Origin of the sequence: Micromonospora sp. URMC 103 (assembly GCF_051386435.1) — a bacterium.
Lineage (GTDB): Bacteria > Actinomycetota > Actinomycetes > Mycobacteriales > Micromonosporaceae > Micromonospora.
In genome coordinates this window covers 1,589,037-1,612,016 of sequence record NZ_JBPQTR010000005.1, presented here as the reverse complement: position 1 = coordinate 1,612,016, position 22,980 = coordinate 1,589,037, and the positions used below count along the sequence as shown (strand labels likewise).

Below are 22,980 nucleotides of genomic sequence, written 5' to 3'. Positions count from 1 at the left end.
GAGCGGACCGTGGAGGACCTGAGTCGACTGTTCCGCCTGGCCGCGGAGCACGCGGCCGACTACCGACGCTCGTTGCGGGACCGGCCGGTCGGGGTGCCCGTCGACCGGACGGCGCTGGCCGAGGGGTTCGGCGGTCCGCTGCCCGCCGGGCCGACCGCCCCGAAGCGGGTGCTTGCTGACCTGCTCGCCGCGGCCGGGCCCGGCCTCGTGGCGAGCGCCGGTCCGCGGTACTTCGGCTTCGTGGTCGGCGGCGCGCTGCCGGCGGCAACCGCGGCCGACATCCTCGCCGCCGGTTGGGACCAGCTCGCCACCAACGCCGTCACGTCGCCGGCCGCCGTTGCGGCCGAGGCGGCCGCCGGTGTCTGGCTGAAGGACCTGCTGGGGATTCCCTCCGCGGCGTCGGTCGGCTTCGTGACGGGCTGCCAGGCGGCCAACACGGTCGGGCTCGCCGCCGCCCGGCAGCACGTGCTGGCGGACGCGGGTTGGGATGTGGAACGGCGCGGGCTGCCCGGGGCGCCGCCGATCCGGGTGATCGCCGGGGAGGAGCGGCACGCGACCATCGACCGGTCGCTGCGCCTGCTCGGCCTCGGGGCGGACGTGGTGGAGCCGGTCGCCGCCGGGCCGAACGGGGCCATCGACCTCGGGTGTCTGCGCGACGTGCTGCGAGCCAAGCCAACGGGCCCCACCATCGTGTGCCTTCAGGCCGGCAACGTGAACACCGGCGCCTGCGACCAGCTGCGGGAGGCGTGCGACCTGGCCCGCCGCCATGGTGCGTGGGTTCACGTCGACGGAGCCTTCGGCCTGTGGGCCGCGGCGAGCCCCGACACCCGGCCCCTGGTCGACGGTCTGGACCTGGCCGACTCGTGGGCATGTGACGGCCACAAGTGGCTCAACCTGCCGTACGACTCGGCCTTCGCGTTCTGTGCCAGGCCCGAGGCGCACGCCGCCGCGATGTCGTACTCCGCCGCGTATCTGGTCGGTTCCGGCGGCGCGTCGGCCGGCGCGGATCTCACCGCCGAGTCGTCGCGCCGGGCGCGCGGCTTCGCCGTGTGGGCCGGGCTACGGGAACTGGGTCGCGACGGGGTCGCGGCCCTGGTCGACCGCTGCTGCGCGCTGGCCCGCCGGTTCGCCGAGGGGCTGGCCGCGGCCGGGTTCGACGTGGCGAACGAGGTGGTGCTCAACCAGGTGCTGGTCGGCTTCGGCGACGACGCGCGTACCGAGCGGGTGGTGGCGGCGGTGCAGGCGGACGGCACCTGCTGGGCCGGTGGCACGACGTGGCGGGGCCGGCGACTGATGCGGATCTCGGTCTCGAACGCGACCACGACGGAGGAGGACGTGGATCGGTCGGTGGCTGCCATCACCCGCCTCGCCGCCTGAATCCGCCGCCGCGAGCGTGCGACCGCCGAACGCGTCCCGCGGTCGCATGCTCCCGTGCGGTGTCTCGTACGCGTCAGTGGACCACGCCGATGCCGGTGAACGACCGGTCGTACTCGGTGAACGACTGGTTGTTGTACGGCGCGTAGATCCAAGGTGCGCAGCGAGTTCGCCGCCGTGTCTGGATCTTCTGAATCGCACCGCTCATCCTTCCTCGACGGCATACGCCCGAGTGCCGGGCACGTGCATCGTATGGACGATCGGCACGACGTACGTGAATGTTCCGAGGACACTTCGGATACCCGAGTTGTACTCCTCGCGTCCGGCGCCGGTCCGGCCACGCCTCGCCAACGGCCGCACGGGAGCCATCGAGCGGCATCTCAGGTAATGCCCCAGATATTGACCCATCCTTACGCATCCTGATATTTCTATGTGTCGAAGGACGGTGGAAGCTCGTCGGTTCCCGGAGCGGTCGACCCTGCCCGGAATTCGACACCCGTCGGAACTCCCACCTACTGGCCCACTCCCGGAATCGACATCCGTCCAGAATGCCGGCCAGCCCAAGGAGAATGTCCATGCGCATGTGGAAAAGGAGAGGCCTGCTGCCCGCGGCCGCTCTCCTTGCACTCACCCTGCCCCTGAGCGGCAGCCTCGTCCCGGACACGGCCGCCACCGCGGCGCCGCGCATCACCACCCCCGAGCGGTTCTTCGGCTTCCCCCTCGGCGCCGAAGGCAGGCTCGCCCGCTGGGACGACCTGGTGCGGTACTACAAGTTCGTCGCGGACCGGTCCGACAAGGTGGTCTACCAGGAGATCGGCAGGTCGGCGGCGGGGCTGCCGTTCCCGCTCCTCACGGTCAGCTCCCGGGACAACCTTCGCAACCTCGACCGGATCAAGCAGGCCAACCGGCGACTGGCCGACCCGCGGGGCCTCACCGAGGCGGAGGCCAGGAGGCTCGCCGCGCAGAGCAAGCCGGTCTTCCTGCTGGAGGCCGCGATCCACTCGACCGAGGTGGGCACCGCGCAGGTCATCCCGAACATTCTCCACCGGCTCGCCGACGAGAAGTCGACCACGATTTCGGAGATCCTCGACAACGTGGTGCTGCTCATCATTCCGGCGCAGAGCCCGGACGGCACGAAGTGGGTGGGCGACTACTTCAACTACACGGCGGGAACGAACTACGCCCGCACCTATCCCGACCTCTACCAGAAATACATCGGGCACGACGACAACCGTGACTGGTTCATGTTCACGCAGCCCGAGACGCAGATCAGCGTCGCTCTCCAGAACGAGTGGAAGCCGCAGGTCGTCCAGAACCTGCACCAGATGGGCAACGCCCGGGGCCGGATCTTCGTCCCGCCGTACCTGTCGCCGAACGACCCGAACATCGACCCCATCACCGTCCAGCAGACCAACTCCCTCGGCATGGAGATCTCCCGCAGCCTCACGGCCGAGGGCAAGAAGGGTGTGAACTGGGGCTCGACGTACGACTACTGGACGCCGTCGCGCCAGTACATGACCTACCACGGCGCGCCACGCATCCTCGTCGAGGCGGCGAGCGCGCAGGACCTCGCCTACACCTACCGGAGCAGCGACGGCGGCCCGATCGGCCCGCAGGAGCCGGACACCAACTTCATCGAGCCGTACGACAAGTCCACCTGGACGCTCGCGCAGATCGTGGACTACCTCGACACGTCCGTGTTCGGCGCGCTGAGCAACGTCGCCAAGTACCGGACCGAGTGGCTCTACAACTTCTACCGTACGCAGCGCAACGCGGTCGAGCCGAGCGCCGACAAACCGTTCGCCTACGTGGCTCCGGCCGGGCAACGGGACCCGTTCGCGACGTACGAGCTGCTCAGGACCCTGCAGACCGGCGAGGTCGAGATCGAGCAGGCGACGTCGGCCTTCACGGCGAACGGCAAGCGGTACGAGGCCGGTTCCTGGGTCATCCGGTACGCGCAGCCCTACGGCCGGTTCGCCAAGACCCTGCTGGAGAAGCAGCACTACCCGGACCTGCGCGAGTACCCCGGTGGCCCGCCGCAGAACCCGTACGACGTGACGGCGCAGACCCTGCCGATGCTCCTGGGCGTCCAGGTCGACACCGTGGCGGACCCCTTCACGGCCTCGACGGTACGGGTGAAAAAGGTGCAGCCGGCCAACCCGGCGTTCCCCGGCGACCCGGGACGCGGCGGCGCGTACCTGGTCGGTCCGGAGTCCTACGGCACCGCCATGATGATCGCCGCGTTGCAGAAGGCCGGCGTCGAGACCTTCCGGGCGAGCGCCGAGTTCTCGGCCGCCGGGCGGACGTACGCCCCCGGCACCCTGATCGTGGAGCCGACGGCGGCGGCGCGGGCCGCCCTGCAGGGCGTCTCCCGGAAGACCGGTATCCCCGTCTCCGCTGTCGGCCAGGCGCCGCGGGTGGCGGCGGAGCGGCTCAAGGACCACACCCGCGTCGGCCTCTTCCGGGGTGTCAACAACATCCCGGGCGGCTGGATGAAGTGGCTGTTCGAGCAGTACGACATCGGCTTCACCGAGGTCGTCGCCGGCGACTTCGCGGGCGACCTCAACGCGAAGTTCGACACCATCGTGCTGCCGGCGGGGATCAGCCGGTCGGACATCGTCTCGGGCCTGAGCCGGGACCGTTACCCGGCCGAGTGGTCCTGGGCGTACGGCGTCGGCGAGGCCGGCTGGGCGAAGCTGCGCGCGTTCGTCGAGAAGGGCGGGACGCTGCTGGCGATCGGCGACTCGGTGGCCACGGCACGGCAGCTCGCGTCGCTGCCGATCACCCCGGCGCTCCCCACCGACGAGCACGTCTTCTTCTCGCCCGGCAGCATCCTCAGTCAGCGGTTCGACACGTCGGACCCGGTGGCCTGGGGGATGCGCCCGGACACGCCGGTGTGGTTCGGTGAGGACGACCAGGCGTACGACGTGGCCGGCGGCGACGTGGTCTCCTCGTTCCCGGAGTCCGGTGAGCAGTTGCAGAGCGGCTGGCTCATTGGCGGGGAACACCTCAACGGCAAGGCCAACATCGTCAAGCACCAGGTGGGCGAGGGTCTCATCGTGACGTTCGGGAGCGAGCCGACCTTCCGCACCTGGTCCCGCGACCCGAGCAAGCTGCTGTTCAACGCGATCTACCACGGTCCGTCGACCACCGTGGACGCGGCGGCGCTGCCGGGCCAGCTGCGCGGCTAGCCGGAGCGTCGAGGCGAGGCCACGCACGATCTGCGGACCTCGAGGGGGCCGCGTCCCGCCGGACGCGGCCCCCTCCTCGTCCACGTGCCGGCCCCGGGACGCGGAAGGTCGCCGGCGGGTGGTCTCAGTACACGAACGGGACCCAGGCCGCGGCGATCGCGGCGGCGTCCTGTGCGGAGGTGAGACGGTCGGTCGGGTGGGTCACGGCCCGCCCGTCGACGGGCTGCGGACCCACGCCGTACACGGCGAGGACGCGACCCTGGTCGATGGCGGTGGTGGTCCAGACGGGCGCGACGTCCGTGACGCCGCGCGCGAACGACTGCCCCGTCGGGTCGTGCAGGGCGAGCCCCATGGGGTGCAGTCGTACCGCCCACGTGCGGATGTCCGGCGGTGCCGTGCCAGGCGACCAGCGGGGCAGACCCAGCATCGCGGCGGACTCCACGTGCGCCTCGCACTGCCGCCCGTCAAGGGTGCGCACCAGGGCGGCCGCGACCGGTTCGAACCAGGCGACGGCGACCGCCGAGGCGCCCGTCGGCCGGGGAGCGCTGTCGTGGCGGTCCGGTGCGGACAACGCGTGCAGGGCCGCGTCGCTCATGAGCCACGCGTGCAGACGTTCCTGGCCGTGGGCCTTCGCCTCGTCGACGACGGCGAGCATCCAGGCGTCGCTCACCTCGTCCCGCTCCGGGCCGGTGGTCACGAACCGCGCGGGTGGCACCTGCCCGTCGGCGCCCACATCGTCCACGGGAAACAATCTAGCCCCCGCCGACCGGGATGGAAGCGTTTTCAGTCGTGCCGCGGGCGTCCCGGCTACGGGTGGTCGTCGCGGCCCGCGCGCGAGCGCGGCGGCCACCTGGCCATCTCTGCGCCGGGCGTCGAATCGCCCCCGGCCGCCGAGCGGGAACCCCGGTTCCGCGCTGTGGACGTGCGGCGACCGGGATCGCGCCACATCGGGTAGGCCGTGCTGCCGTCGGGAAGCACGAAGGGTTCGCGGGGCAGGTAGCCGTGCCGGGCGTAGAGGTCCCGGTCGGCGGTGGTGGTGGCCTCGGTGTAGGTGGGCAGCGACGTCTGCCCCATCCGGGCGTTGCTCACGGCGAGCAGCGCGGCGGCCCCGCCGGTGCGGGGCCGCCGGGACGAGACGGTGAAGAACGTCAGGTGGTTGTGGGGAGCCGTGGGGCGGTGCGCGCTGAGGACGCCGTCCAGGAGGAGGAATCGGTTCACCAGATCGCCGCACACGGTGGCGAGCCGTTCCCCGTACTCGGGCAGCGCGGGCACCGGGCCGTAGCGGTGCAGCCACACCGCGACGGCGGAGCGGTCCGCGAGGACGTAGGCCTCGCCGAACAGCAGGGCCTGTTCGGTCCAGATGCGGGTGACCTGCTCGAGGATGCGGCGCCTGCGGTCGTCGGGGACGAGCCAGGCGCCGATGACACTGCCGGCGAGCGAGTGGGTGATGAGGTCCACCATGTCCGCGATGTCGCACCACCGGGCGCGAACGACCTGGGACGGTTTCATGGGGGCTCCCTTCTACGACGGGGTGCGTGAATCTCGGTGGCGACGAAGCGACGGGGAACTGCCGGCACGACGGGCACGTGTCGACCGCGTGTCTGAGGCGTGTGACGCGGCGCTGGGCGCGTGGGGCGGCGGTCCGGCACCTGCGCGCACGGCTGGCCCCGCTCGTGCGCGAGCAGGAAGCGGTGTGGTCCCGGACCGTGTGTCACCCCGGGCGTCGTGGTGTCGCCCCGCGCGCGTCTGCGGCCGCGGGGCTAGGCCGGTCTGGTGCCCGGCCGCCCGGGCCGAGCCGGCGGCGTGTCGACCGCCGTCACCGGGCGGATCTCGGACGGCTGAGGGGGCGCGCCCACGTACGCCGCCGCGTCGTCGGCCAGGTCCGTCCCACCCGCGTGACCGGCGCCGGCCGTGCTCTCGTCCCCGGAGGGAATGAGGTCGCGGTGGAGCGACCGCTCCGGGTGCCCGCCGGCGGGAGCCGCCGTGGCGGCGACCGTCGAACGGTCACGAGACGGTGGCGTTTTCCATCGCGGCGCGGATGGCGCGGCCGACGCGGTGACGTGCTGCGCGGCCGGGACGGCCCGAGGCGTGTCGTCGGGAGGCGACGGGACCGGAAGGTGCGCGGGCCCGGTCGCTGCGGGGTGACCGGACCCGGCGGGAGGAGCCGCGGGTGAGGCCGGGGGATCGATGACGGGGTCCTGCCCGTCGGGCACGGGGTCCTGTTCGTCGGGCACGGGGTCCGGCCCGTCGGGCACGGGGCGGACCGGTGCCAGGACGTCCGTCAGCGGGTCCGTCACCGGGCGGACGACCGCCTCGACCGTCGAGGTGACGGGCTGCCGTACGACGGCCACCACCGCGGTGACCACCGGCTCGGCGGTCTTCACGACCGTGCCCAGGCCGGCCTCGAGCGCCGCGTCCACCGCCTCGACGACGGGCGTCGCGGGTCGCGGAGTGCCCGCCGGAGGTGGCGCGACCCCGCGGACCGGGGGTCGGGACGGGCGCCGCACGTCCGTCTCCGCACGGCGGTCGGGCGACGTGTCCGTCCCCGGACGGTGGTCGGGCGACGTGTCCGTCGTACGGGGGTCGCGCGGCGTCGCCGGGTCGACCGCACGTTCGGTCCCGAGGTCGCCGGGACCGGACACGCCGACGAGGGCCGTGGCGCGGGTGAGGAGGTCGTCCACGGGGCAGGAGCGGCACGGCGGGGCCGCGGAGGCCCGGTCACCGTCGACCGCGTCGCACAGGGCCCACGCGCCGAGGACACCGCCGATCAAGAGAACCGCGTGCAGCGTCGCCCGTGCCAGTCGGCCACGGCACCACGCCACGGTCACCTCCCGGGTCCTCGCCCTGTCGGCACCGCCATGGTGCCATCGGGTGGGCGCCGAACCCGGTTCCGACACGCGACCGCCGTCCGGGTCGTGCCCGTCGTCCGCGCCGGCCCGGCCAGTACGGGCAATAAAGTACGGATATGCCCCAGACGCGCGTAGTCGGAGGAAGTGCCTTCACGGTCGTCCTGGCCGGTGGGGTCAACCTCGCCGTCGGGGTGCTGAAGGCCCTCGTGGGGTTCCTCTCCGGCTCGGCCGCGATGCTGGCCGAGGCCATGCACTCCCTGGCCGACACCACCACCGAGGTGCTCCTCTTCGTCGGCCTGCGTCGCGGGTCCCGGCAGCCGACCGAGGAGCGGCCCTTCGGGTACGGCGGGGAGACGTTCGTCTGGGCCCTGCTCGCCGCGCTGGCCACCTTCCTCATCGGCGCCGGCCTGTCGATCGAGGAGGGCATCGAATCCATCCGGTCGCCCGACCCGCGACCGCTCAACCCTCTCTACGCGTACCTCGTGCTCCTGGTCGCGGCCATCCTGGAGTCCATCTCGCTGGCGCGCTCGGTCCGGCAGATCAGGGCCCGGGCCCGACGCTTCACGGTCGACCCCCTGGCCGTGGTACGCCGGACCCCGGACACGCCGGTCCGGGCCGTCTTCTTCGAGGACTCCGCCGCCCTGGTTGGGCTCGCGCTGGCCGCCGCGGGGGTGGCGCTCACCAACATGACGGGCAACCAGGTCTGGGACGGCCTCGCGTCCATCGCCATCGGTGTGCTGCTGCTGGGCGTGGCCGCCACCCTGGGCTACAGCAACGTCAGCCTGCTGATCGGCCGGTCGGTGCCCGACCACGGCCGGGGCCTCATCCGGCAGGAGCTGGTCGCCGTGCCGACCGTCCAGCACGTCCGGCAACTGCTCACCCTCTACCTGGGGCCCAACACCATCCTCGTCGCCGCGAAGATCGACTTCGATCCCGCGGCGAGCAGCACCGACGTCGAGGTCGCGGCCGACGAGGCCGAGCGACGGCTCGTCGCCCTCTTCCCGACGATCCGGTACGTCTTCCTGGACCCCACGGGGAGCCGGGCGCCCGACGCCCCGGCCACCTCGGAGTGAGATCGTCGGGCGGTACTCACGTTCGGGCCGCCCGCGACCTCGCTCCGGGCAGCACCGCGCCGAGGGCGTCGGGACGCCGCGACGGCGTGAGCGGTTGCGGCAACGTGCGACGATCGTGCGCGTAGTGCGTCCGTCCGTCCTGCCGCGTGTGCCCGTCGGTGGCGCCGGCAGCGTCGGTGCGGCCCAGGCTGTACCCCCTTGGAGGGCACCATGTCCCGCTCCGCCGTCCGGGTCTTCGCCGAGCTGAACGCCGTGCGGCTGCCCGAGCAGCCGTCCCCGGTCCTGGGCAAGGCCGTCGTGATCGGTGGCAGTGTGGCCGGGTTGCTGGCCGCCCGGGTGCTCGCCGACCATGCGGCGAGCGTCGTCATCCTCGACCGGGACGACCTGCACGGGACGGGCGCGCGGCCCGGCGTGCCGCAGGGCACGCAACTGCACGCGCTGCTGCCGGGCGGGTTCCTCCAGCTCGAGCGCCTGTTCCCGGGCTTTCGCGAGCAGGCCCTGGCGCAGGGCGCGATCGAGGCCCCGCCGGCGAGCCGGCGGAACTACCTCGACGGCCGGCGGAAGGTCGTCGTGCCCGACGACGCCGACAGCCTCACCGGCAGCCGGCCGCTTCTGGAGGGGCTCATCCGCCAACAGGTGCTGCGGCTGCCCAACGTCAAGACCATGACCGCCCGTGCGACCGGTCTCGTGTTCGACGGTGCGGCGACCACCGGCGTCCGCTGCGAGGGCGACGGGATGTCCGGCGTGGAGAGCGCCGACTTCGTGGTGGACGCCATGGGACGGTCGAGCAGGGCGTCCGACTGGCTGGAGCGGGCCGGCTGGGACCGGCCCGTCACCCGGCGGATGACCGTCGGCCTCAACTACGCCACGGCCTTCTTCCGGCGTGGCGAGCCGGAGCCGGAGCAGACGATCGTCCTGGCGCTGCACAGCCCGGGTGGCACGGCCGACGTGGCCGGCGCCGCGTTCTTCGCGGTCGAGGACGGCCGGTGGATGGCCATGATGGCCGGTTACGGCGACAACCGACCGGGACGCACCGCCGACGACTTCGTCCGCCGGCTGCGCGAGCAGTTCCCGCCCGAGTTCGGGGCCGTCGCCGCCAACGAGATGCTCGGCGACGTGCAGACGTACCGCCACGCCGACAGCCGGCGGCGGGACTTCCACGCGGTGAAGCGGTTCCCGGCCGGTTTCGTGAGCGTCGGCGACGCGGTGGCGTCCTTCAACCCGGTCTACGGGCAGGGCATGACCGCGGCGGCCCTGCACGCGGCCGCCCTCTCGACGTACCTGCGCGCGGAACCGGACCTGGCGGCGCCCGCGCGCCGGTTCTTCGCCCTTCAGAAGGTGGTGGTGGACGCCGCCTGGTCGATGTCGACCTCCGCCGACCTGGCGCTGCCGCACGTGGACGGTCCCTATCCACGCGGGTACCGCTTTTCCCGGTGGGCCAGCAACCAGATCGTCCGGGCCACGATCACGGACGTCGGGGTCGCCCGGCGGTTCAACCAGGTCGTCTCCATGCGCGAGCACCCGAAGTCGCTCGCCACACCCAAAATGATCCTGGGCGCCCTGCGCGCCAACCGGCGCGCGCAATGACCGAGCCGGGCCCGTGAGCCGCCCGCGGCGGCTCAGCGCAGCGCGCCGTCCCGGAGCACCGCATGCGCGCCGACGGTCTGGTTGACGATCTGCGTCACCCGTACGTCGACGGCCACGCTCGCGAGCGCCACCGCGTCCGGGCGGGTCATGCCGTACGACCGTTCCATGAGCGTGAGCATCGAGTCGAGGGCCATGAACGTGGCGTCGTCGAGGGTGGCGCCGACGCCGAGCGTCAGCCAGGCGTCCGCGGTACGGGCCACCGGGCCGGTCACCGGGAAGTCGTCGCGGACGTCGAAGGTGAGGGTCACCTCGTCCATGGGGCACTCGATGGCGGTGCCGCCGACCTCGCCGTCCCCCTGCGCGGCGTGGCCGTCGCCGACGGAGAACAGCGCCCCGTCGACCGGGATCGGCAGCAGCAGGGTGCTGCCGGCGGTTAACTCCTTGCAGTCGAGGTTGCCACCCCAGGCCCGGGGCGGGACCGTCGAGTGCAGCCCCGGCTCCGCCGGCGGCATGCCGAGCACGCCCATGAACGGGCGCAGGTCGACGATGTTGCCGTGCTGGTTGCGGCCCGTCATCGCCGCCGGGTCCAGCTCCCAGGCGTGCACCACACCCTTCTCGTCGACGCCGTACCGCTGGTTGAAGCCGCTCGGCCAGCCGCCGGCCACCGTGGTGCCCCAGGTGGCGGGGACGACGGCGTCGATGCGTACCTCGAGGGTCTGTCCGGGGCGGGCGCCGCGGACCGCGACCGGCCCGATCAGCGCGTGGCCGTGGTCGGGCCGGTGTTGCGGGACCCGGGGCCGTTCCCGGTTCGGCCCGCCGGTGTACGGGCCGGCCGACCACCAGCAGTCCAGGGTGCGGTACGTGACGGTGTCGCCGGGCTCGATGGTGAGCACCGGGTGGAAGTCGGGGGAGAAGTGGCCGTGCAGGGTGTCGTCGCCGGGAACGAGGGTGTGTCGCATCTGGGCAGGCTAGTTGCTGCCTCGGGATGCGGGTAGGGGTGCACGCCGACCGCGCGGCCCACCCCGCCGCCGGAGCCGGGGCGGCCCGACAGGTGTCGTAACCAACCAGAACCTCTTCGCTACGGATGGTCATTGACCCGCTCGATCGGCATCGATGAGGCTGTATCGACCATGTGTCTTCGGAGCTGACGGAGGTAGGGACATGGGGTTTGCACGGCGATTGGTAGCCGTCGGAACAGTCCTGGGGGTGACGGTCCTGGGCCCGCCCGTGGCGGCGAGCGCCGCGGCCGATCCGCCCCGGATCGTGATCGGAAACGGTGTCACGCAGCCGGTCTTCTCGTACGCGGACGCGATCCAGGAGGTCGTCTACGTCGAGGCGCCGATGGACAGCGACGCCGACGGCCGGCGGGACCGGATAGCGGTCGACGTCGTCCGGCCGGCGGAGACCGAGGCGGGCATGCGGGTGCCCACCATCATGGAGGCCAGCCCGTACTTCGGTCGGGACGCCGGTGATCCGCTGCCGGACCGGACCCGTGGCTTCCCGGGGTGGTGGGACGAGTACTTCGTCCCGCGGGGCTACGCGGTCGTCCAGGTGGAGATGCAGGGCACCGGCCGGTCGTTCGGATGCCCCACCACGGGCGGCGTCGAGGACACGACCAGCATCCGGGCGGTCGTCGACTGGCTCAACGGGCGGGCGCCCGGCTTCCACGCCGACGGCAGCACGGCGGTCGCCGACTGGAGCAGCGGCAACGTGGGGATGCAGGGCGTCTCGTACGTCGGCACCCTGCCCAACGCGGTCGCCACCGAGGGGGTCCCCGGCCTCCGGACGGTGGTGCCCATCTCCGCGATATCCAGCTGGTACCGGTACGTCAACGACCAGGGAATCCCGTGGTCGACGTGGAGCGAGAACGTCGACTTCCGGTACACCGAGTACCTGGCGGACTACGTCTCCGTCGGTCGGGTGCCGCCGGGATCGGTGTCCGCGCCCGCCTGCGAGTCGGTCATCACCGGGCTCGGCGACGCGGAGGAGGCCAGCGCCTCCGACTTCACGCCGTTCTGGCAGGAGCGGAACTACCTGCCGGACGCCAACAAGATCAAGACGGTGGGCACGTCCGTGTTCATGGTGCACGGTCTGACCGACTACAACGTGAAGACCATGCACGCCGCCGACCTGTGGCGTGAGATCGAGAAGCGCCAGATGCCGCGCAAGATCTGGCTCCACCGCGGCGCGCACGTCAACCCGACCAGCTTCCGGCCCGCCGAGTGGCAGGCCGTCATGCACCGGTGGATGGACTACTGGCTGTACGACATCCCGAACGGGATCATGGACGAGCCGATGGCCGACATCCAGCGGCCCGACGGCAGCTGGGAGACCCACGCGACCTGGCCGGACGCGGACGCCAAGAAGGTCGACCTGCGCCTCGGCCCGGCGACGGCCGGCGCGGCGGGCACCCTGTCGCTCGACGCGCCGACGGGCGACCCCACCCAGAGCTTCGTCGACCAGATCGAGTCGCAGGCCGTGAAGATCGGCAACGCGGAGCAGGCCAGCCCGGGCCGGCTCGCCTACGTGACCCCTCCGCTCACGGCGGACCTGCGCCTCTCCGGCACGCCCGAGGTGGCCGTCCGCATGGACACGACGGCCGGGACGGCGTTGCTGTCGGCGCTCCTCGTCGACTACGGGACGGGCCCGACCGTCAGCGTGGCCGGCAAGGAGCCGCTGGAGGTGGTCCAGGAGTCCTGCGAGCCCGAGGACCTGGCCAACCGGACCGGGTGCGCGGAGCCGATGGAGGCGGACGTCGCGATCACGCCCGAGCGGGTGCTGGCCTGGGGTCACGTCGACGTCAAGAACTCTCCCGACCTCCGGCGGAGCCGGCCGCTGACGCCCGGCGCCGAGTACAACGTGCGGTGGACGACCCTTCCGTCCGAGCACGTGGTTCCGGCGGGGCACCGGATCGGCCTGGTCATCACCGGCAACTACAACGCGAACCCGACGTCGAACCGGCCGGCGCGCGACGCCGAGGCTGTCGGTAGCCGGATCACCGTGCACCTGAACGGGAGCAGGCTCGAGCTTCCGGTCGCCGGGGGCAAGGAGGCCCTGCGCTTCTGACCCTGGGCGCGCGTTCGGGGAAGCGCTGAGCACGGACGAGCGCCAGCCGCCCCACCCGGTCCGGGTGGGGCGGCCGCGCGTCGTCTCTCGCGCGTTCCGCTCGGCCAACACCCTCACCGGGTGTCACCGCGCCCGGCGCGGCCAGCACCCTGCTCACGTCCTTTGCTCTGCACCCTCATATGCACCGGGCACGGTGGGTGACGGTCGCCGTCGCGTCGGCTCGCGCACCTCCCGCATTCCCGCAGCTCATCGCAGTGGTGCATCGGTGGGTGCAGAGCCAAGCGTCCGCAGGGGAGGTGACGAGGTCGGGCGGACGGTGACACGCCGTCACCTCACACGTGGTGACAGTCGGTGACGCCGACGAGACGGCGGGGAGAGGGCCGGAGCCGGAAACGACGTCAGCGCCGGTCGAGTTCCGTCTCCATGCGCTGTACGAGCGTCTTGCGGCCCTTGCCGTCACGCTCGCGTCGCAACGCCGCCTTCAGCTGACCCGTGTCCATGTGCGGAAGCTGTTTAACCGCGTCCGGGACCCGCATGTCCAGCAGCCGCTCGACGGCCGTGGTGTCGCTGCGTGCCCGTTTGGCCGGCCCGGTGTTCGCCACGAACTGCCGCCCGGTGCGCGACTCCCGCTTCTTCTTGGCGTCGGTCGCGCGGCGTTGCTCCTCGGAGAGCTGTTCCCAGGCCCGTTTGGGCAGGTACCGACTGGTCTCGTCGCCCCGGCGTGCCCGCGTGTCGCCCTCCCGGGTCTGCCACTTCTCGGCGCCCCAGCGTTGCAGGGACCGCTGGCGCTCGTCCTTGGGGCCCACGAAGCCCCCGCCGCGCCGTTCGTACTCCTTCGTGAGCAACTGCGCCTTGCGTGCCGACCACTGCCCCGGTCTGCCGCCCCGGTCGGAGGACTGGATCTCGTCCTTGATCTTCTGCCTCAGCTCCGGGTCCGTGTAGCGCGCCATGGGCACCGGCTACCCGGGGCGGCGGAGCGTATGCGTCAGGCGGATCCCACGAACTGGCTCACGTGGTAGGCGGTGCTGCGACCGTCCGGGGTCCTCGTCCACTTCGAGACCATCAGATGGAGGTCGTTGGCGGCACGGGTGGACCACGGGTGGATGAAGCCGCCGTACAGCCCCGGCTCCTGCCACGAGGTGACCTGGACCTTCTCCGCGGTCCAGACCTGGTCGGGCCCGGCCGCCGTACGGGTGACGACGCATCCCGTGGCGGCGTTGAGGTACGACATCACCCAGGTGCCGTCGCCGAGCCGGCGTACCGACGGTTCGCCGAAACGGCCCGTGAGGATCGGGGTGCAGGGCCGTCCCCACCCCCAGTTGCTGCCGTTCCAGCCCCAACCCTCGTACGACTCGGGGTAGAACAGCCGGTCCCACCGGACCCGGCGGAGCATCATGGGCCCGTCCTGCCGCCCGGCGCGCACGGAGAACACGTACACCCAGTCACCGTCGCGCTGCATCGTCCACATCTGGAACGGGTCGGTGTTGGTGCCGTTGTTCCACCACTTCAGCGGCGTCCGGACGAAGTCGTTGCCGTTGTCGCTGTACGCGAGCCCGGCGTAGCGGGACCTCCAGTGCGGCCCCGCGGGGCCGGCGGAGTTCCAGTTCTCGATGCTCATGTAGGACACGACCTGCCGGCCGGTCTCCGGGAAGCTGACGCCGTCGTTGGGGATGACGGTCACCTCCCAGAGACCGTCGATGCCGATCCCGTTGTGGCCGTTGTGCATGAGTTCGGGCGCGCGGCCGTTGCCGGCGACGCGGGCCGCGCTGTCGAAGACCACCCCACCGGGGGCGCCCGGGTGGACGTTCGAACGCAGCATCACCGGTGAGCGCCAGTCGTTGGGCAGCGGCGGGCCCTCCGGCCACGGCGTGTCGAAGGTGTCGCCGAACAGGTAGCCGATCGAGCCGTTCTCCAGCACGTAGGGGATGCCGAGGTCGGTGCCGGCGACCCGCCAGTGCTGGTTGGTGTCCAGGTCGGCGCCCGTGAGGCGCTTGCGCCACGTGGCGGCCCGGGCGGGCGCGGCAGCCACGTGCGGGGCGAGCGCCGTGGCGACACCGGCCGCGGCGACCGTACCGAGGAACATCCGGCGGTTGAGGGTCATGTCTGGTCCTTGTCGGGCGAGCGGCCCCGTGTCAACGAAGCCCGTCTATGGCTGTGCCGCAACGTACGGCCGCCCGCCCCACGCGGTCAAGGCTTCCGGTCGCCCGTCAGCGGACGTCCTTACGGTGGAAGTTCCGCTTGCACGGGGTCAGGTCGACCTCGACGCGGTCACCCAGGTCCACGTTGACCGGGGTGGTCTGCAACACCGTGCCGTCGCGGCGCTCGCAGGTGAGGATCCACGGCTCGGTGTAGAAGCCGTGGTGGTCACCGTGCACGCCGTCGGCCTGGTAGGCCGGCACCGGGCGGTACGACGGGTTGACCGCCCAGCGGAACTTTCCGTTCGGTCGCACGACGTCCAGGTCCGAGGTCAGCGTGGTGGTGAACGACGAGGGCCGGACGCCACCGTCGGGCTGGGCGTACGGGTTCGTGTACAGGGGGAACGACTTGGTGACGCGCAGCACCGCGCCCTTCGGCGCCTTGCCCTCGATGATCGCGTGCTCCGCCGGGTCGGCGGCGGTCCCGAGCGCCTCCAGCATGGCCGCGCGGTGCGCGGCGTACGTGTCGAGGACCTGCGTCTGGTACGTCCGGGCCATACCCGGGTTCGGGCAGGTCTCGCTGGTCACCGACAGGCCCCGGGTGGCGTAGTACGCCCAGTCGATGGCCTCGCCGGTCGTCTCGTAGTCCTCGGCCGACGGCAACGCCCGGTACGTGGGCCCGTAGTGCCCCGCGATGGCGGACGCGAGCCGGTGCAGACGCGACGCGTCCTGCGCCGGCCCGGCCGCGAGCTGCAGCGGCGGATAGAGCACCACCTGGATGCAGGTGTGCTGGGTGTTGAACACGGTCGCCTGCCGGGTGGACAGCAACCACGCGATGTTCCGGCTCTCCGGCTCCGACCAGGCGGCGGAACCGGCGGACGGCAGGGGCAGCCAGCCCAGCCCGTAGTTACGGTTCATGTCCGTGTCGGTGTCGGTCTGCCGGCGGTTGCGGACGAAGCCGTCCACGTTCACGACCGGTACGACCACGACCCGGGCCCGGTCGAGCAGTTCGGCGACGTGCCCCCTGCGGGCGTTCTTCACGAGGTCGATGGCGAACTCCATGGTCAGCTCGCCGCTGGGCCACTCGTTGCCGTGGTGCATGCCCACGGTCACGAAGACCGGCTTGCCGTCGTCCACCCCCACGTTGTCGCTGATCTCGATGCCGCGCACGACGCGTCCCGAGGTCGTGCGGTAGGGCAGCGTGATCGGCTTGACCAGCGTGGGGTGCGTGGCGGCCAGCGTGGCCATGTCGCGCTCGTAGTCGGCGAGGGTCCGGTACGCGGTGTTGCCGCTCGGCAGGGTGGACTCCGCGGCGGTGGCGCCGGTCGAGGGCGCGACCGCCGCCGTGAGGCCGAGCGCGAACGCCGTACCGATCGCTGCCAGTCGGCGTCTCCACGGAAAGTGCCGGTTGTCGGTCACGGATGGGCTCCCTTCGTCGTGGCTGGTCGAGTCACACGGCCGGACCGGGCGGCGGTCAGGACACCTGACCGCCTTGACGCGGACGCGATGCTGTCACTTCCGATTCCGTCCGCGCCCGTCCGCCGTTCATCGACGGTCCCGAAAGTATCCGCCATGACAAGGCTGAGCCGTCGCATATTCGTCCTGGGTGGACTGTCCGCCGCCGGCGCCGCGCTGGTTCCCTGGCAGAGTGCCCGGGCCGCGGTGCCGTACCCCTTCAAGCTCGGTGTGGCGTCCGGTGATCCGGCGCCCGACAGCGTCGTCCTCTGGACGCGGCTGGCCCCCTCACCCCTCAACGCCGACGGGCAGGGCGGCATGGCCAACGCGGACGTGACCGTCGAGTGGCAGGTGTCGACCAGCGCGACCTTCTCCTCGCTGGTCGCCTCCGGCTCGGTGGTGGCGCGCTACGCCGACGCGCACTCGGTGCACGTCGTGGCCGGCGGGCTGGCCGCCGACGCCGACTACTACTACCGGTTCCGGGCGCAGGGCCACATCTCGCCGGTCGGGCGCACGCGCACCGCCCCCGCGCCCGGCACCTTCGGCCGCGACCTGGTGATGGCCTTCGCCTCCTGCGCCCACTACGAGACGGGCTACTACACCGCCTACCGCCGCATGGCCGAGGACAACCCCGGCCTCATCCTGCACCTCGGCGACTACATCTACGAGGGCGGCGTCAACACCTCCGCGGTGCGGCAGCACGTCGGCAGCGAGATCGTGTCGCTGGCCGACTACCGCCGGCGGTACGCGCTCTACAAGTCCGACCCCGACCTGCAGGCGGCGCACGCGGCGGCGCCCTGGCTCGTGGTGCCCGACGACCACGAGGTGGAGAACAACTACGCGAACATGGTCCGCGCCGACAGCAGCCCGGCGCTGACCGCCGCCCAGTGGACCGCCCGGCGCACGGCTGCGTACAAGGCGTACTACGAGAACATGCCGCTACGGCCCACGTCCGCGCCCAACGGCAACAGCATCGCCCTGTACCGCCGTATCCGGTGGGGGCAGCTCGCCACGTTCCACATGCTCGACACCCGGCAGTTCCGCGACGACCAGGCGTGCGGCGACGGCTGGAAGGTCTGCGCGGACGCCGACCTGGCCTCGCGGTCGCTCACCGGCGCCGCGCAGGAGGCCTGGCTGCTCGACGGGCTGGCGCAGCACTACGGCACCTGGGACATCATCGGCCAGCAGGTCTTCTTCGCCCGGCAGTTCGACGCCAGCGGCGCTGCCAGCATGGACGCCTGGGACGGCTACCGCGCCTCCCGCAGCCGCATCCAGACGGGCTGGCAGCAGCGTGCCGTGCGTAACCCGCTGGTGCTCACCGGCGACGTGCACAAGTCGTGGGCCAACGAGCTCAAGGCCGACTACGCCAACCCGGCCTCCGCCACGATCGGCACCGAGCTGGTCTGCACCTCGATCACCTCCGGCGGCAACGGCAGCGGCAGCACCACCATCCCGAACGTGGCCACCAACCCGCACCTGAAGTTCCACTCGGACCGGCGCGGCTACGTCCGTACCACGATCGGCCGCAGCCAGGTCCGCGCGGACTTCCGCGCGGTCAGCACGGTGACCGAGCACGGCGCTGCGGCGTCGACGGTGCGTTCGTTCGTGATTCTCGACGGCCAGCCCGGCCTCCAGGCCGCGTAGGAGGACAGCGACCCATGACACCCATCACGTCACTGCTCGCCGCGTCCCTGCTGGTGCCGAGCGTCGTCCCGGCGGCCGCGCCGATCGCCGTGACCGCCGCGGCGGTCACCTGGACCACGGCGAACAGCAACTCCAGCGGAGACCAGGACCGGCCGGCCATCGCCATGAACCGTAACGGCCACGTGGCCGTGGTGTGGGAGGACGACCGGGACGGCACCGCGCCCGAGGACGACACCCACAGCGAGATCTTCCTACGCCTGTTCCGCGACGGCACGCCCGCCTACGAGCTGAAGCTGTCCGGCGGCGGCACCAGTGGCGTCGCGTGGCGGCACATCAGCCCGGACGTCGGGCTCGACGACCGGGGCAACGCCGTGGTGGTCTGGGCCGCCGACGGCGACGGCAACGGCGTCTACAACATCGAGTACCGGGTGGTGTCACCGGCCGGGGCGGTGGTCGGCTCGGGCCAGGCCAACGCCAGCGCCGCCGGGCAGCAGATCGCGCCCGCGGTGGCCGTGGACCCCGACGGCGCGCCCACCACGGCGGCGGTCGGCTTCACCGTCGCCTGGGAGGACGTGCAGGGCACCGCGCCGGCCACCGTGAAGGCCGCCGGCTTCACGGCTCCCGCCACGAAGGCGTACGAGGTGACGGCCTCGCAGACGACGGGAGCGCACCACCGGCCCGACGTGGCGGTGTCCGCGTCCGGGGAGGCGCTGGTCGTCTGGGACGAGGACGCCGACGCGAACGGCGCGTACAACGTCGGGCTGACCCGCCTGGCGCGGGCCAACGGCGCGGTGGTGCTGTCGCGGCGTACCGCCAACGTCCAGAGCGGCGGGCAGCAGCAGAACGCCTCGGTCGCCGCGAACGCCGGCGGGGACTTCACCGTCGCGTGGGAGTCCGACCACACCGGCGCCCGGGGCGTCTGGGCGCGTTCGTTCACGGCCGCCGGCACCCCACGCCACGACGAGGTCGAGGTCTCCACGGGCGCGGGAGCGACGGTCCCCGACGCTGGCATCGACGACCAGGGCAACGTGGTGGTCGGGTGGACGGTGGGTGGCGCCAACCCCGACGTGTGGGCCCGGGGCCTCAACCCCGACGGCACGACCGCCGGCCGGCTGGCGGCGCAGGCGCTGAGCCAGACCACCACGGGCCGGCAGGACGAGATGGCGGTGGCCGCGTCCCCGTGGGGCGAGGTGAGCGTCTGCTACACCGACGACAACGACGGCAACGCGTTCGACCAGGTGCTCCTCGGCCTGGGCGCGTCGAACTCCACCTGGCTGATGACCGCGGAGGAGCTGCGCCGGCTCAAGGCGCGGGCCGCCGCGGCGGGCTGAGCCGGCGGCAGGGAAGAGGTGACGGCCCCGCCGACCCGGCGGGGCCGTCACGGGTCGGCGGCGGGTCGACCCGGCGGGGCCGTCACGCGTCGGTGGCGGGTCGACCCGGCGGGGCCGTCGCGCGTCGGCGGCGGGCCGGCTCGGCGTTCCGGACGGCTGCGCGACCACCGGGCGACCCGACCGCGCCGCGACAGGCGTAGGACCCATCCATCGACAAATTTCGCCACTCGTCGGATGCCCGGCGGCGGGTCCCCCCGTAGCGTCGATGCACTTCACCTCGTGCCGGGGCGACCACGCGCTGTGATCGTTCCGGGTGGGCGCCGCGGCATCCGCGCGGCGGGCCGCTGCGGCGGCCGTGAGATCTGCCGCGCTCGGAGCTGACTTTCCCCATTCCCGAAGGGAGCAGCGGTGCCCCTACACTTCCGCCCGCCCCGTGGTCGACGCAACGCCGCGGTGTTGCTGGCCACGATGCTCGTCGCATCCCTCACCACGGTGAGCGCGGGCCCTGCCTGGGCCGAGACGGCCCCGCCGGGCTCGCCGAAGCCGACGTTCCTCAGTGGTCCCCGCGCCGGCGCGCCGAACGAGATCGCCGTCGACTACCTGCGGGCGCATCCCGCCGAGTACGGTGTCGCGGCTGCGGACCTCGCCGACCTCACGGTGGCCTCCAGTTACACGAGCCGCCACAACGGGGTCACCCACGTCAACCTCGCGCAACGCCACAAGGGCCTCGAGGTCTTCGGCGCCATCGCGACGGTCACCGTGGCCCGTGACGGCAGCGTCGTCTTCGTGGGGGACTCCCTGGTCCCCGGGGTGTCCGACGCCTCCGGCGCCACCTCCCTCGACGCCGTGGAGGCCGTCGGCGCCGCGGCCGACGCGCTCGACCTCGCCGAGCCGGCGAACGCCCGGGTCATGAGCCGCGCCGGCGGGACGGCCCAGCGCACGGTGGTCTCCGGCAGCGGCATCTCCGACCAGCCCATCCCCGCCCGCCTCGGCTGGCAGCCGACCGCTGACGGGCTGCGCCTGGCCTGGCAGCTCGTCATCGACGACACCTCCGACGTCCACCTGTGGAACGCCACCGTCGACGCCGAGACCGGCGACCTGCTGGGCGCCGACGACTGGACCCACCAGGACAGCCCGGAGGACCTGGCCAGCACGCTGGGCCGCCGGGAGGCCCCGGCCACGACCATCGCCACCGAGAGCGTCCCCGCCACGCGGGTGCGCCCGCCGAACCCGGTCGACGACGGGTCGAGCTACACCGTCTTCGAGTTCCCGAAGGGGGACCCGAACGACGGCCCGCGCAGCGTCGTCACCAACCCGGCCGACGGGACCGCCTCGCCGTACGGCTGGCAGGACACCGACGGCGCTCCGGGCGCCGAGCACACCACCACGAGGGGCAACAACGCCCACGCGTACACCGACCGGGACGCCAACAACCAGATCGACCCGGGCAGCCCGGCCGACGGGGGAGCCAGGCTCGACTTCAACTTCCCGGCGGACCTGAACGAGCACCCGCAGACGTACGCGCAGGCCGCCGTGGTGAACCAGTTCTACTGGTGCAACATGGTCCACGACATCACCTACCGGTACGGCTTCGACGAGGCGTCCGGCAACTTCCAGGTCAACAACTACGGGCGCGGTGGCGCGGGCGGCGACGACGTGCAGTGCGAGGCGCACGACGGCTCCGGCCAGAACAACGCCAACTTCTCCACGCCGGCCATGGACGGCGGTCGCCCCCGCATGCAGATGTTCCTCTGGCCGGGCAACCAGTTCGGCCTGCCGAACGCCGTGACGGTCGGCGCGGGCCCGGCCGCCCGCACCTACGAGGCGGAGTACGCCCGGTTCACCCCGGCCCCGACCAGCGCCGGGTTCGCCGGCCAGCTGGTGGTGGTCGACGACGGCGTGGACGCGGGCGGCGACGGCTGCACCGCCTACAGCCTGCCCGACGGCGCGATCGCGGTGGTCGACCGGACCAGCGGCTGCAACTACCACACCCAGGTGGTCAACGCCGAGGCGGCGGGCGCGACCGCGGTGGTGGTCGTCAACAACGCCGAGGGCGCACCGGTGGTCATGAACGGCTCGATGAGCCCGAAGGTCGGCATCCCGGCGGTCATGGTGAGCCAGGCCGACGGGACCGCCATCAAGGCGGGTTCGCCGGCGCCCGGTCGCGTCCACCGTAACCTCGCCCGGCCGCCCATGCGGGACGCCTCGTTCCGGTCCGAGACGATCTTCCACGAGTACGGCCACGGGGTCTCCAACCGGCTGACCGGCGGCGCGACCGTCAACTGCCTCACCGGCGAGGAGCAGATGGGTGAGGGCTGGAGCGACTTCCTCGCGATCGTCTCGCTGCTCAACCCCGCCATCGACGATCCGGAGCAGGCCCGCGGCTACGGCCAGTACGCCCTGTTCCAGGACAGCCGGGTGGGTCCGGGGATCCGGCCGCGGCCGTACTCGCGCAACATGGAGATCCAGCCGTTCACGTACGACAGCATCAAGACCGGTGGCTGGCTGGACGGCACCTCCCTGGCCGCACCGCACGGGATCGGCCACGGCTGGGCCTCCGTCCTGTGGGACATGACCTGGGACCTCGTCGACCGGCACGGGTTCAACCCCAACGTCTACGAGTCGTGGAACACCGGCGGCAACAACCTCGCCCTCCAGCTCGTCATCGACGGCCTCAAGATGCAGGGCTGCGGCCCCGGTTTCGTCACCGGTCGCAACGCCATCATCGCCGCCGACGCCGCGCTCACCGGCGGTGAGAACGCCTGCACCCTGTGGGCCTCCTTCGCCCGCCGCGGCCTCGGCTACAGCGCCGTCCAGGGCACCACCGGGCGCAACGACAACAGCGAGGCGTTCGACACCCACCCGTCCTGCCGCGCCGACTTCGTCGGCCGGGCCGCGCAACCCGCCCTCAACACCGTCTCGGCCGGTGCCGCCGTGCCGATGAAGTTCCAGCTCGCCGGTAACCGTGGCCTGGACATCCTCGCGAGCGGCTCGCCCTACTCCCGGCTGGTCGACTGCGAGACACTCCGGACCGTCGGTCCGGACGGCGCCACGACGCCGCGACCCCTTCCGGTCGCCGCCCGCAACCCGGGCGGGTCGAAGCTGTCGGCGAACGCCAAGGGCCAGTACAACTACCCGTGGAAGACCGACCCCGCCTGGGCCGGCACCTGCCGCGAGTTCGTCCTCACCCTGGACGACGGTTTCCAGTACCGCGCCTACTTCCGGTTCACGGACTGACCGCAGGCGCGCGGAGTCCGGAGGGAGCGTCCGTCCTG

The 22,980-nt window shown here is 72.3% G+C and carries 16 protein-coding genes; 8 read left to right on the top strand and 8 right to left on the bottom strand.

Features of this window, described 5'->3' with window-relative positions; genetic code table 11:
* Positions 1–9: 9 nt before the first annotated feature.
* Positions 10–1,377 (top strand): pyridoxal phosphate-dependent decarboxylase family protein, encoded by a 1,368-nt coding sequence (locus tag ACSNOA_RS20480; RefSeq protein ID WP_436660562.1) that lies wholly within the window; start codon positions 10–12, stop codon positions 1,375–1,377.
* Between the two features lie 73 nt (positions 1,378–1,450).
* Here ACSNOA_RS20480 and ACSNOA_RS20475 read toward each other — a convergent pair whose 3' ends face one another.
* Entirely contained in the window at positions 1,451–1,582 is a 132-nt protein-coding gene (locus tag ACSNOA_RS20475; protein ID WP_436660560.1) for a hypothetical protein, read from the bottom strand.
* Between the two features lie 367 nt (positions 1,583–1,949).
* Here ACSNOA_RS20475 and ACSNOA_RS20470 point away from each other — a divergent pair, with 367 nt between their 5' ends.
* Complete coding sequence (locus ACSNOA_RS20470) at positions 1,950–4,565, top strand: M14 family zinc carboxypeptidase (protein ID WP_436660559.1); 2,616 nt, start codon at positions 1,950–1,952, stop codon at positions 4,563–4,565.
* A 124-nt stretch (positions 4,566–4,689) separates the two neighbouring features.
* Here ACSNOA_RS20470 and ACSNOA_RS20465 read toward each other — a convergent pair whose 3' ends face one another.
* The 3 genes from ACSNOA_RS20465 to ACSNOA_RS20455 form a co-directional block, all read right to left on the bottom strand.
* A complete protein-coding gene (locus ACSNOA_RS20465) occupies positions 4,690–5,307 on the bottom strand; it encodes a hypothetical protein (RefSeq protein ID WP_436660558.1) in 618 nt (205 codons plus the stop codon).
* 65 nt (positions 5,308–5,372) lie between these two features.
* Complete coding sequence (locus ACSNOA_RS20460; protein WP_436660556.1) at positions 5,373–6,074, bottom strand: hypothetical protein; 702 nt, start codon at positions 6,072–6,074, stop codon at positions 5,373–5,375.
* Positions 6,075–6,325: 251 nt separating this feature from the next.
* Complete coding sequence (locus ACSNOA_RS20455) at positions 6,326–7,336, bottom strand: hypothetical protein (protein WP_436660555.1); 1,011 nt, start codon at positions 7,334–7,336, stop codon at positions 6,326–6,328.
* Between the two features lie 194 nt (positions 7,337–7,530).
* Here ACSNOA_RS20455 and ACSNOA_RS20450 point away from each other — a divergent pair, with 194 nt between their 5' ends.
* Together ACSNOA_RS20450 and ACSNOA_RS20445 are read left to right on the top strand one after the other, a co-directional pair.
* Positions 7,531–8,487, top strand: coding sequence for a cation diffusion facilitator family transporter (locus tag ACSNOA_RS20450; protein WP_436660553.1), 957 nt, complete (start codon positions 7,531–7,533; stop codon positions 8,485–8,487).
* Between the two features lie 210 nt (positions 8,488–8,697).
* Positions 8,698–10,074 (top strand): FAD-dependent oxidoreductase, encoded by a 1,377-nt coding sequence (locus ACSNOA_RS20445; protein ID WP_436660552.1) that lies wholly within the window; start codon positions 8,698–8,700, stop codon positions 10,072–10,074.
* Between the two features lie 32 nt (positions 10,075–10,106).
* On the opposite strand, the gene ACSNOA_RS20440 is transcribed toward ACSNOA_RS20445, so the two are convergent.
* A complete protein-coding gene (locus ACSNOA_RS20440; RefSeq protein WP_436660550.1) occupies positions 10,107–11,033 on the bottom strand; it encodes an acetamidase/formamidase family protein in 927 nt (308 codons plus the stop codon).
* 247 nt (positions 11,034–11,280) lie between these two features.
* Between ACSNOA_RS20440 and ACSNOA_RS20435 the strand changes: the two genes are divergently transcribed.
* The gene (locus ACSNOA_RS20435) at positions 11,281–13,140 is read left to right on the top strand and encodes a CocE/NonD family hydrolase (RefSeq protein WP_436660548.1); all 1,860 of its coding nucleotides are present in this window, start codon (positions 11,281–11,283) and stop codon (positions 13,138–13,140) included.
* A gap of 398 nt (positions 13,141–13,538) precedes the next feature.
* On the opposite strand, the gene ACSNOA_RS20430 is transcribed toward ACSNOA_RS20435, so the two are convergent.
* The 3 genes from ACSNOA_RS20430 to ACSNOA_RS20420 all read right to left on the bottom strand — a co-directional run bounded on the left by ACSNOA_RS20430 (position 13,539) and on the right by ACSNOA_RS20420 (position 16,694).
* Positions 13,539–14,090 carry a hypothetical protein gene (locus ACSNOA_RS20430; protein WP_436660547.1) on the bottom strand — a complete coding sequence of 184 codons (552 nt, stop codon included), beginning with the start codon at positions 14,088–14,090 and terminating at the stop codon, positions 13,539–13,541.
* A 35-nt stretch (positions 14,091–14,125) separates the two neighbouring features.
* Positions 14,126–15,241: a DUF4185 domain-containing protein gene (locus ACSNOA_RS20425; protein WP_436660545.1), complete on the bottom strand. Its 1,116-nt coding sequence runs from the start codon at positions 15,239–15,241 to the stop codon at positions 14,126–14,128.
* Between the two features lie 106 nt (positions 15,242–15,347).
* Entirely contained in the window at positions 15,348–16,694 is a 1,347-nt protein-coding gene (locus ACSNOA_RS20420; RefSeq protein WP_436660543.1) for a M14 family zinc carboxypeptidase, read from the bottom strand.
* Positions 16,695–16,847: 153 nt separating this feature from the next.
* Here ACSNOA_RS20420 and ACSNOA_RS20415 point away from each other — a divergent pair, with 153 nt between their 5' ends.
* The 3 genes from ACSNOA_RS20415 (at position 16,848) to ACSNOA_RS20405 (ending at position 22,942) form a co-directional block, all read left to right on the top strand.
* Positions 16,848–18,374 carry an alkaline phosphatase D family protein gene (locus ACSNOA_RS20415; RefSeq protein WP_436660541.1) on the top strand — a complete coding sequence of 509 codons (1,527 nt, stop codon included), beginning with the start codon at positions 16,848–16,850 and terminating at the stop codon, positions 18,372–18,374.
* A gap of 14 nt (positions 18,375–18,388) precedes the next feature.
* Positions 18,389–19,705, top strand: coding sequence for a hypothetical protein (locus ACSNOA_RS20410; protein ID WP_436660539.1), 1,317 nt, complete (start codon positions 18,389–18,391; stop codon positions 19,703–19,705).
* Between the two features lie 408 nt (positions 19,706–20,113).
* Positions 20,114–22,942, top strand: a complete 2,829-nt coding sequence (locus tag ACSNOA_RS20405; protein WP_436660537.1) for a M36 family metallopeptidase — start codon at positions 20,114–20,116, stop codon at positions 22,940–22,942.
* Positions 22,943–22,980 lie beyond the last annotated feature (38 nt).

Coding starts and splice junctions, on each gene's coding strand:
- ACSNOA_RS20475 (WP_436660560.1), bottom strand. CDS start 1,582: ATGAGCGGTGCGATTCAGAAGATCCAGACACGGCGGCGAACTCGCTGC.
- ACSNOA_RS20470 (WP_436660559.1), top strand. CDS start 1,950: ATGCGCATGTGGAAAAGGAGAGGCCTGCTGCCCGCGGCCGCTCTCCTT.
- ACSNOA_RS20460 (WP_436660556.1), bottom strand. CDS start 6,074: ATGAAACCGTCCCAGGTCGTTCGCGCCCGGTGGTGCGACATCGCGGAC.
- ACSNOA_RS20450 (WP_436660553.1), top strand. CDS start 7,531: ATGCCCCAGACGCGCGTAGTCGGAGGAAGTGCCTTCACGGTCGTCCTG.
- ACSNOA_RS20445 (WP_436660552.1), top strand. CDS start 8,698: ATGTCCCGCTCCGCCGTCCGGGTCTTCGCCGAGCTGAACGCCGTGCGG.
- ACSNOA_RS20440 (WP_436660550.1), bottom strand. CDS start 11,033: ATGCGACACACCCTCGTTCCCGGCGACGACACCCTGCACGGCCACTTC.
- ACSNOA_RS20430 (WP_436660547.1), bottom strand. CDS start 14,090: ATGGCGCGCTACACGGACCCGGAGCTGAGGCAGAAGATCAAGGACGAG.
- ACSNOA_RS20425 (WP_436660545.1), bottom strand. CDS start 15,241: ATGACCCTCAACCGCCGGATGTTCCTCGGTACGGTCGCCGCGGCCGGT.
- ACSNOA_RS20415 (WP_436660541.1), top strand. CDS start 16,848: ATGACAAGGCTGAGCCGTCGCATATTCGTCCTGGGTGGACTGTCCGCC.
- ACSNOA_RS20410 (WP_436660539.1), top strand. CDS start 18,389: ATGACACCCATCACGTCACTGCTCGCCGCGTCCCTGCTGGTGCCGAGC.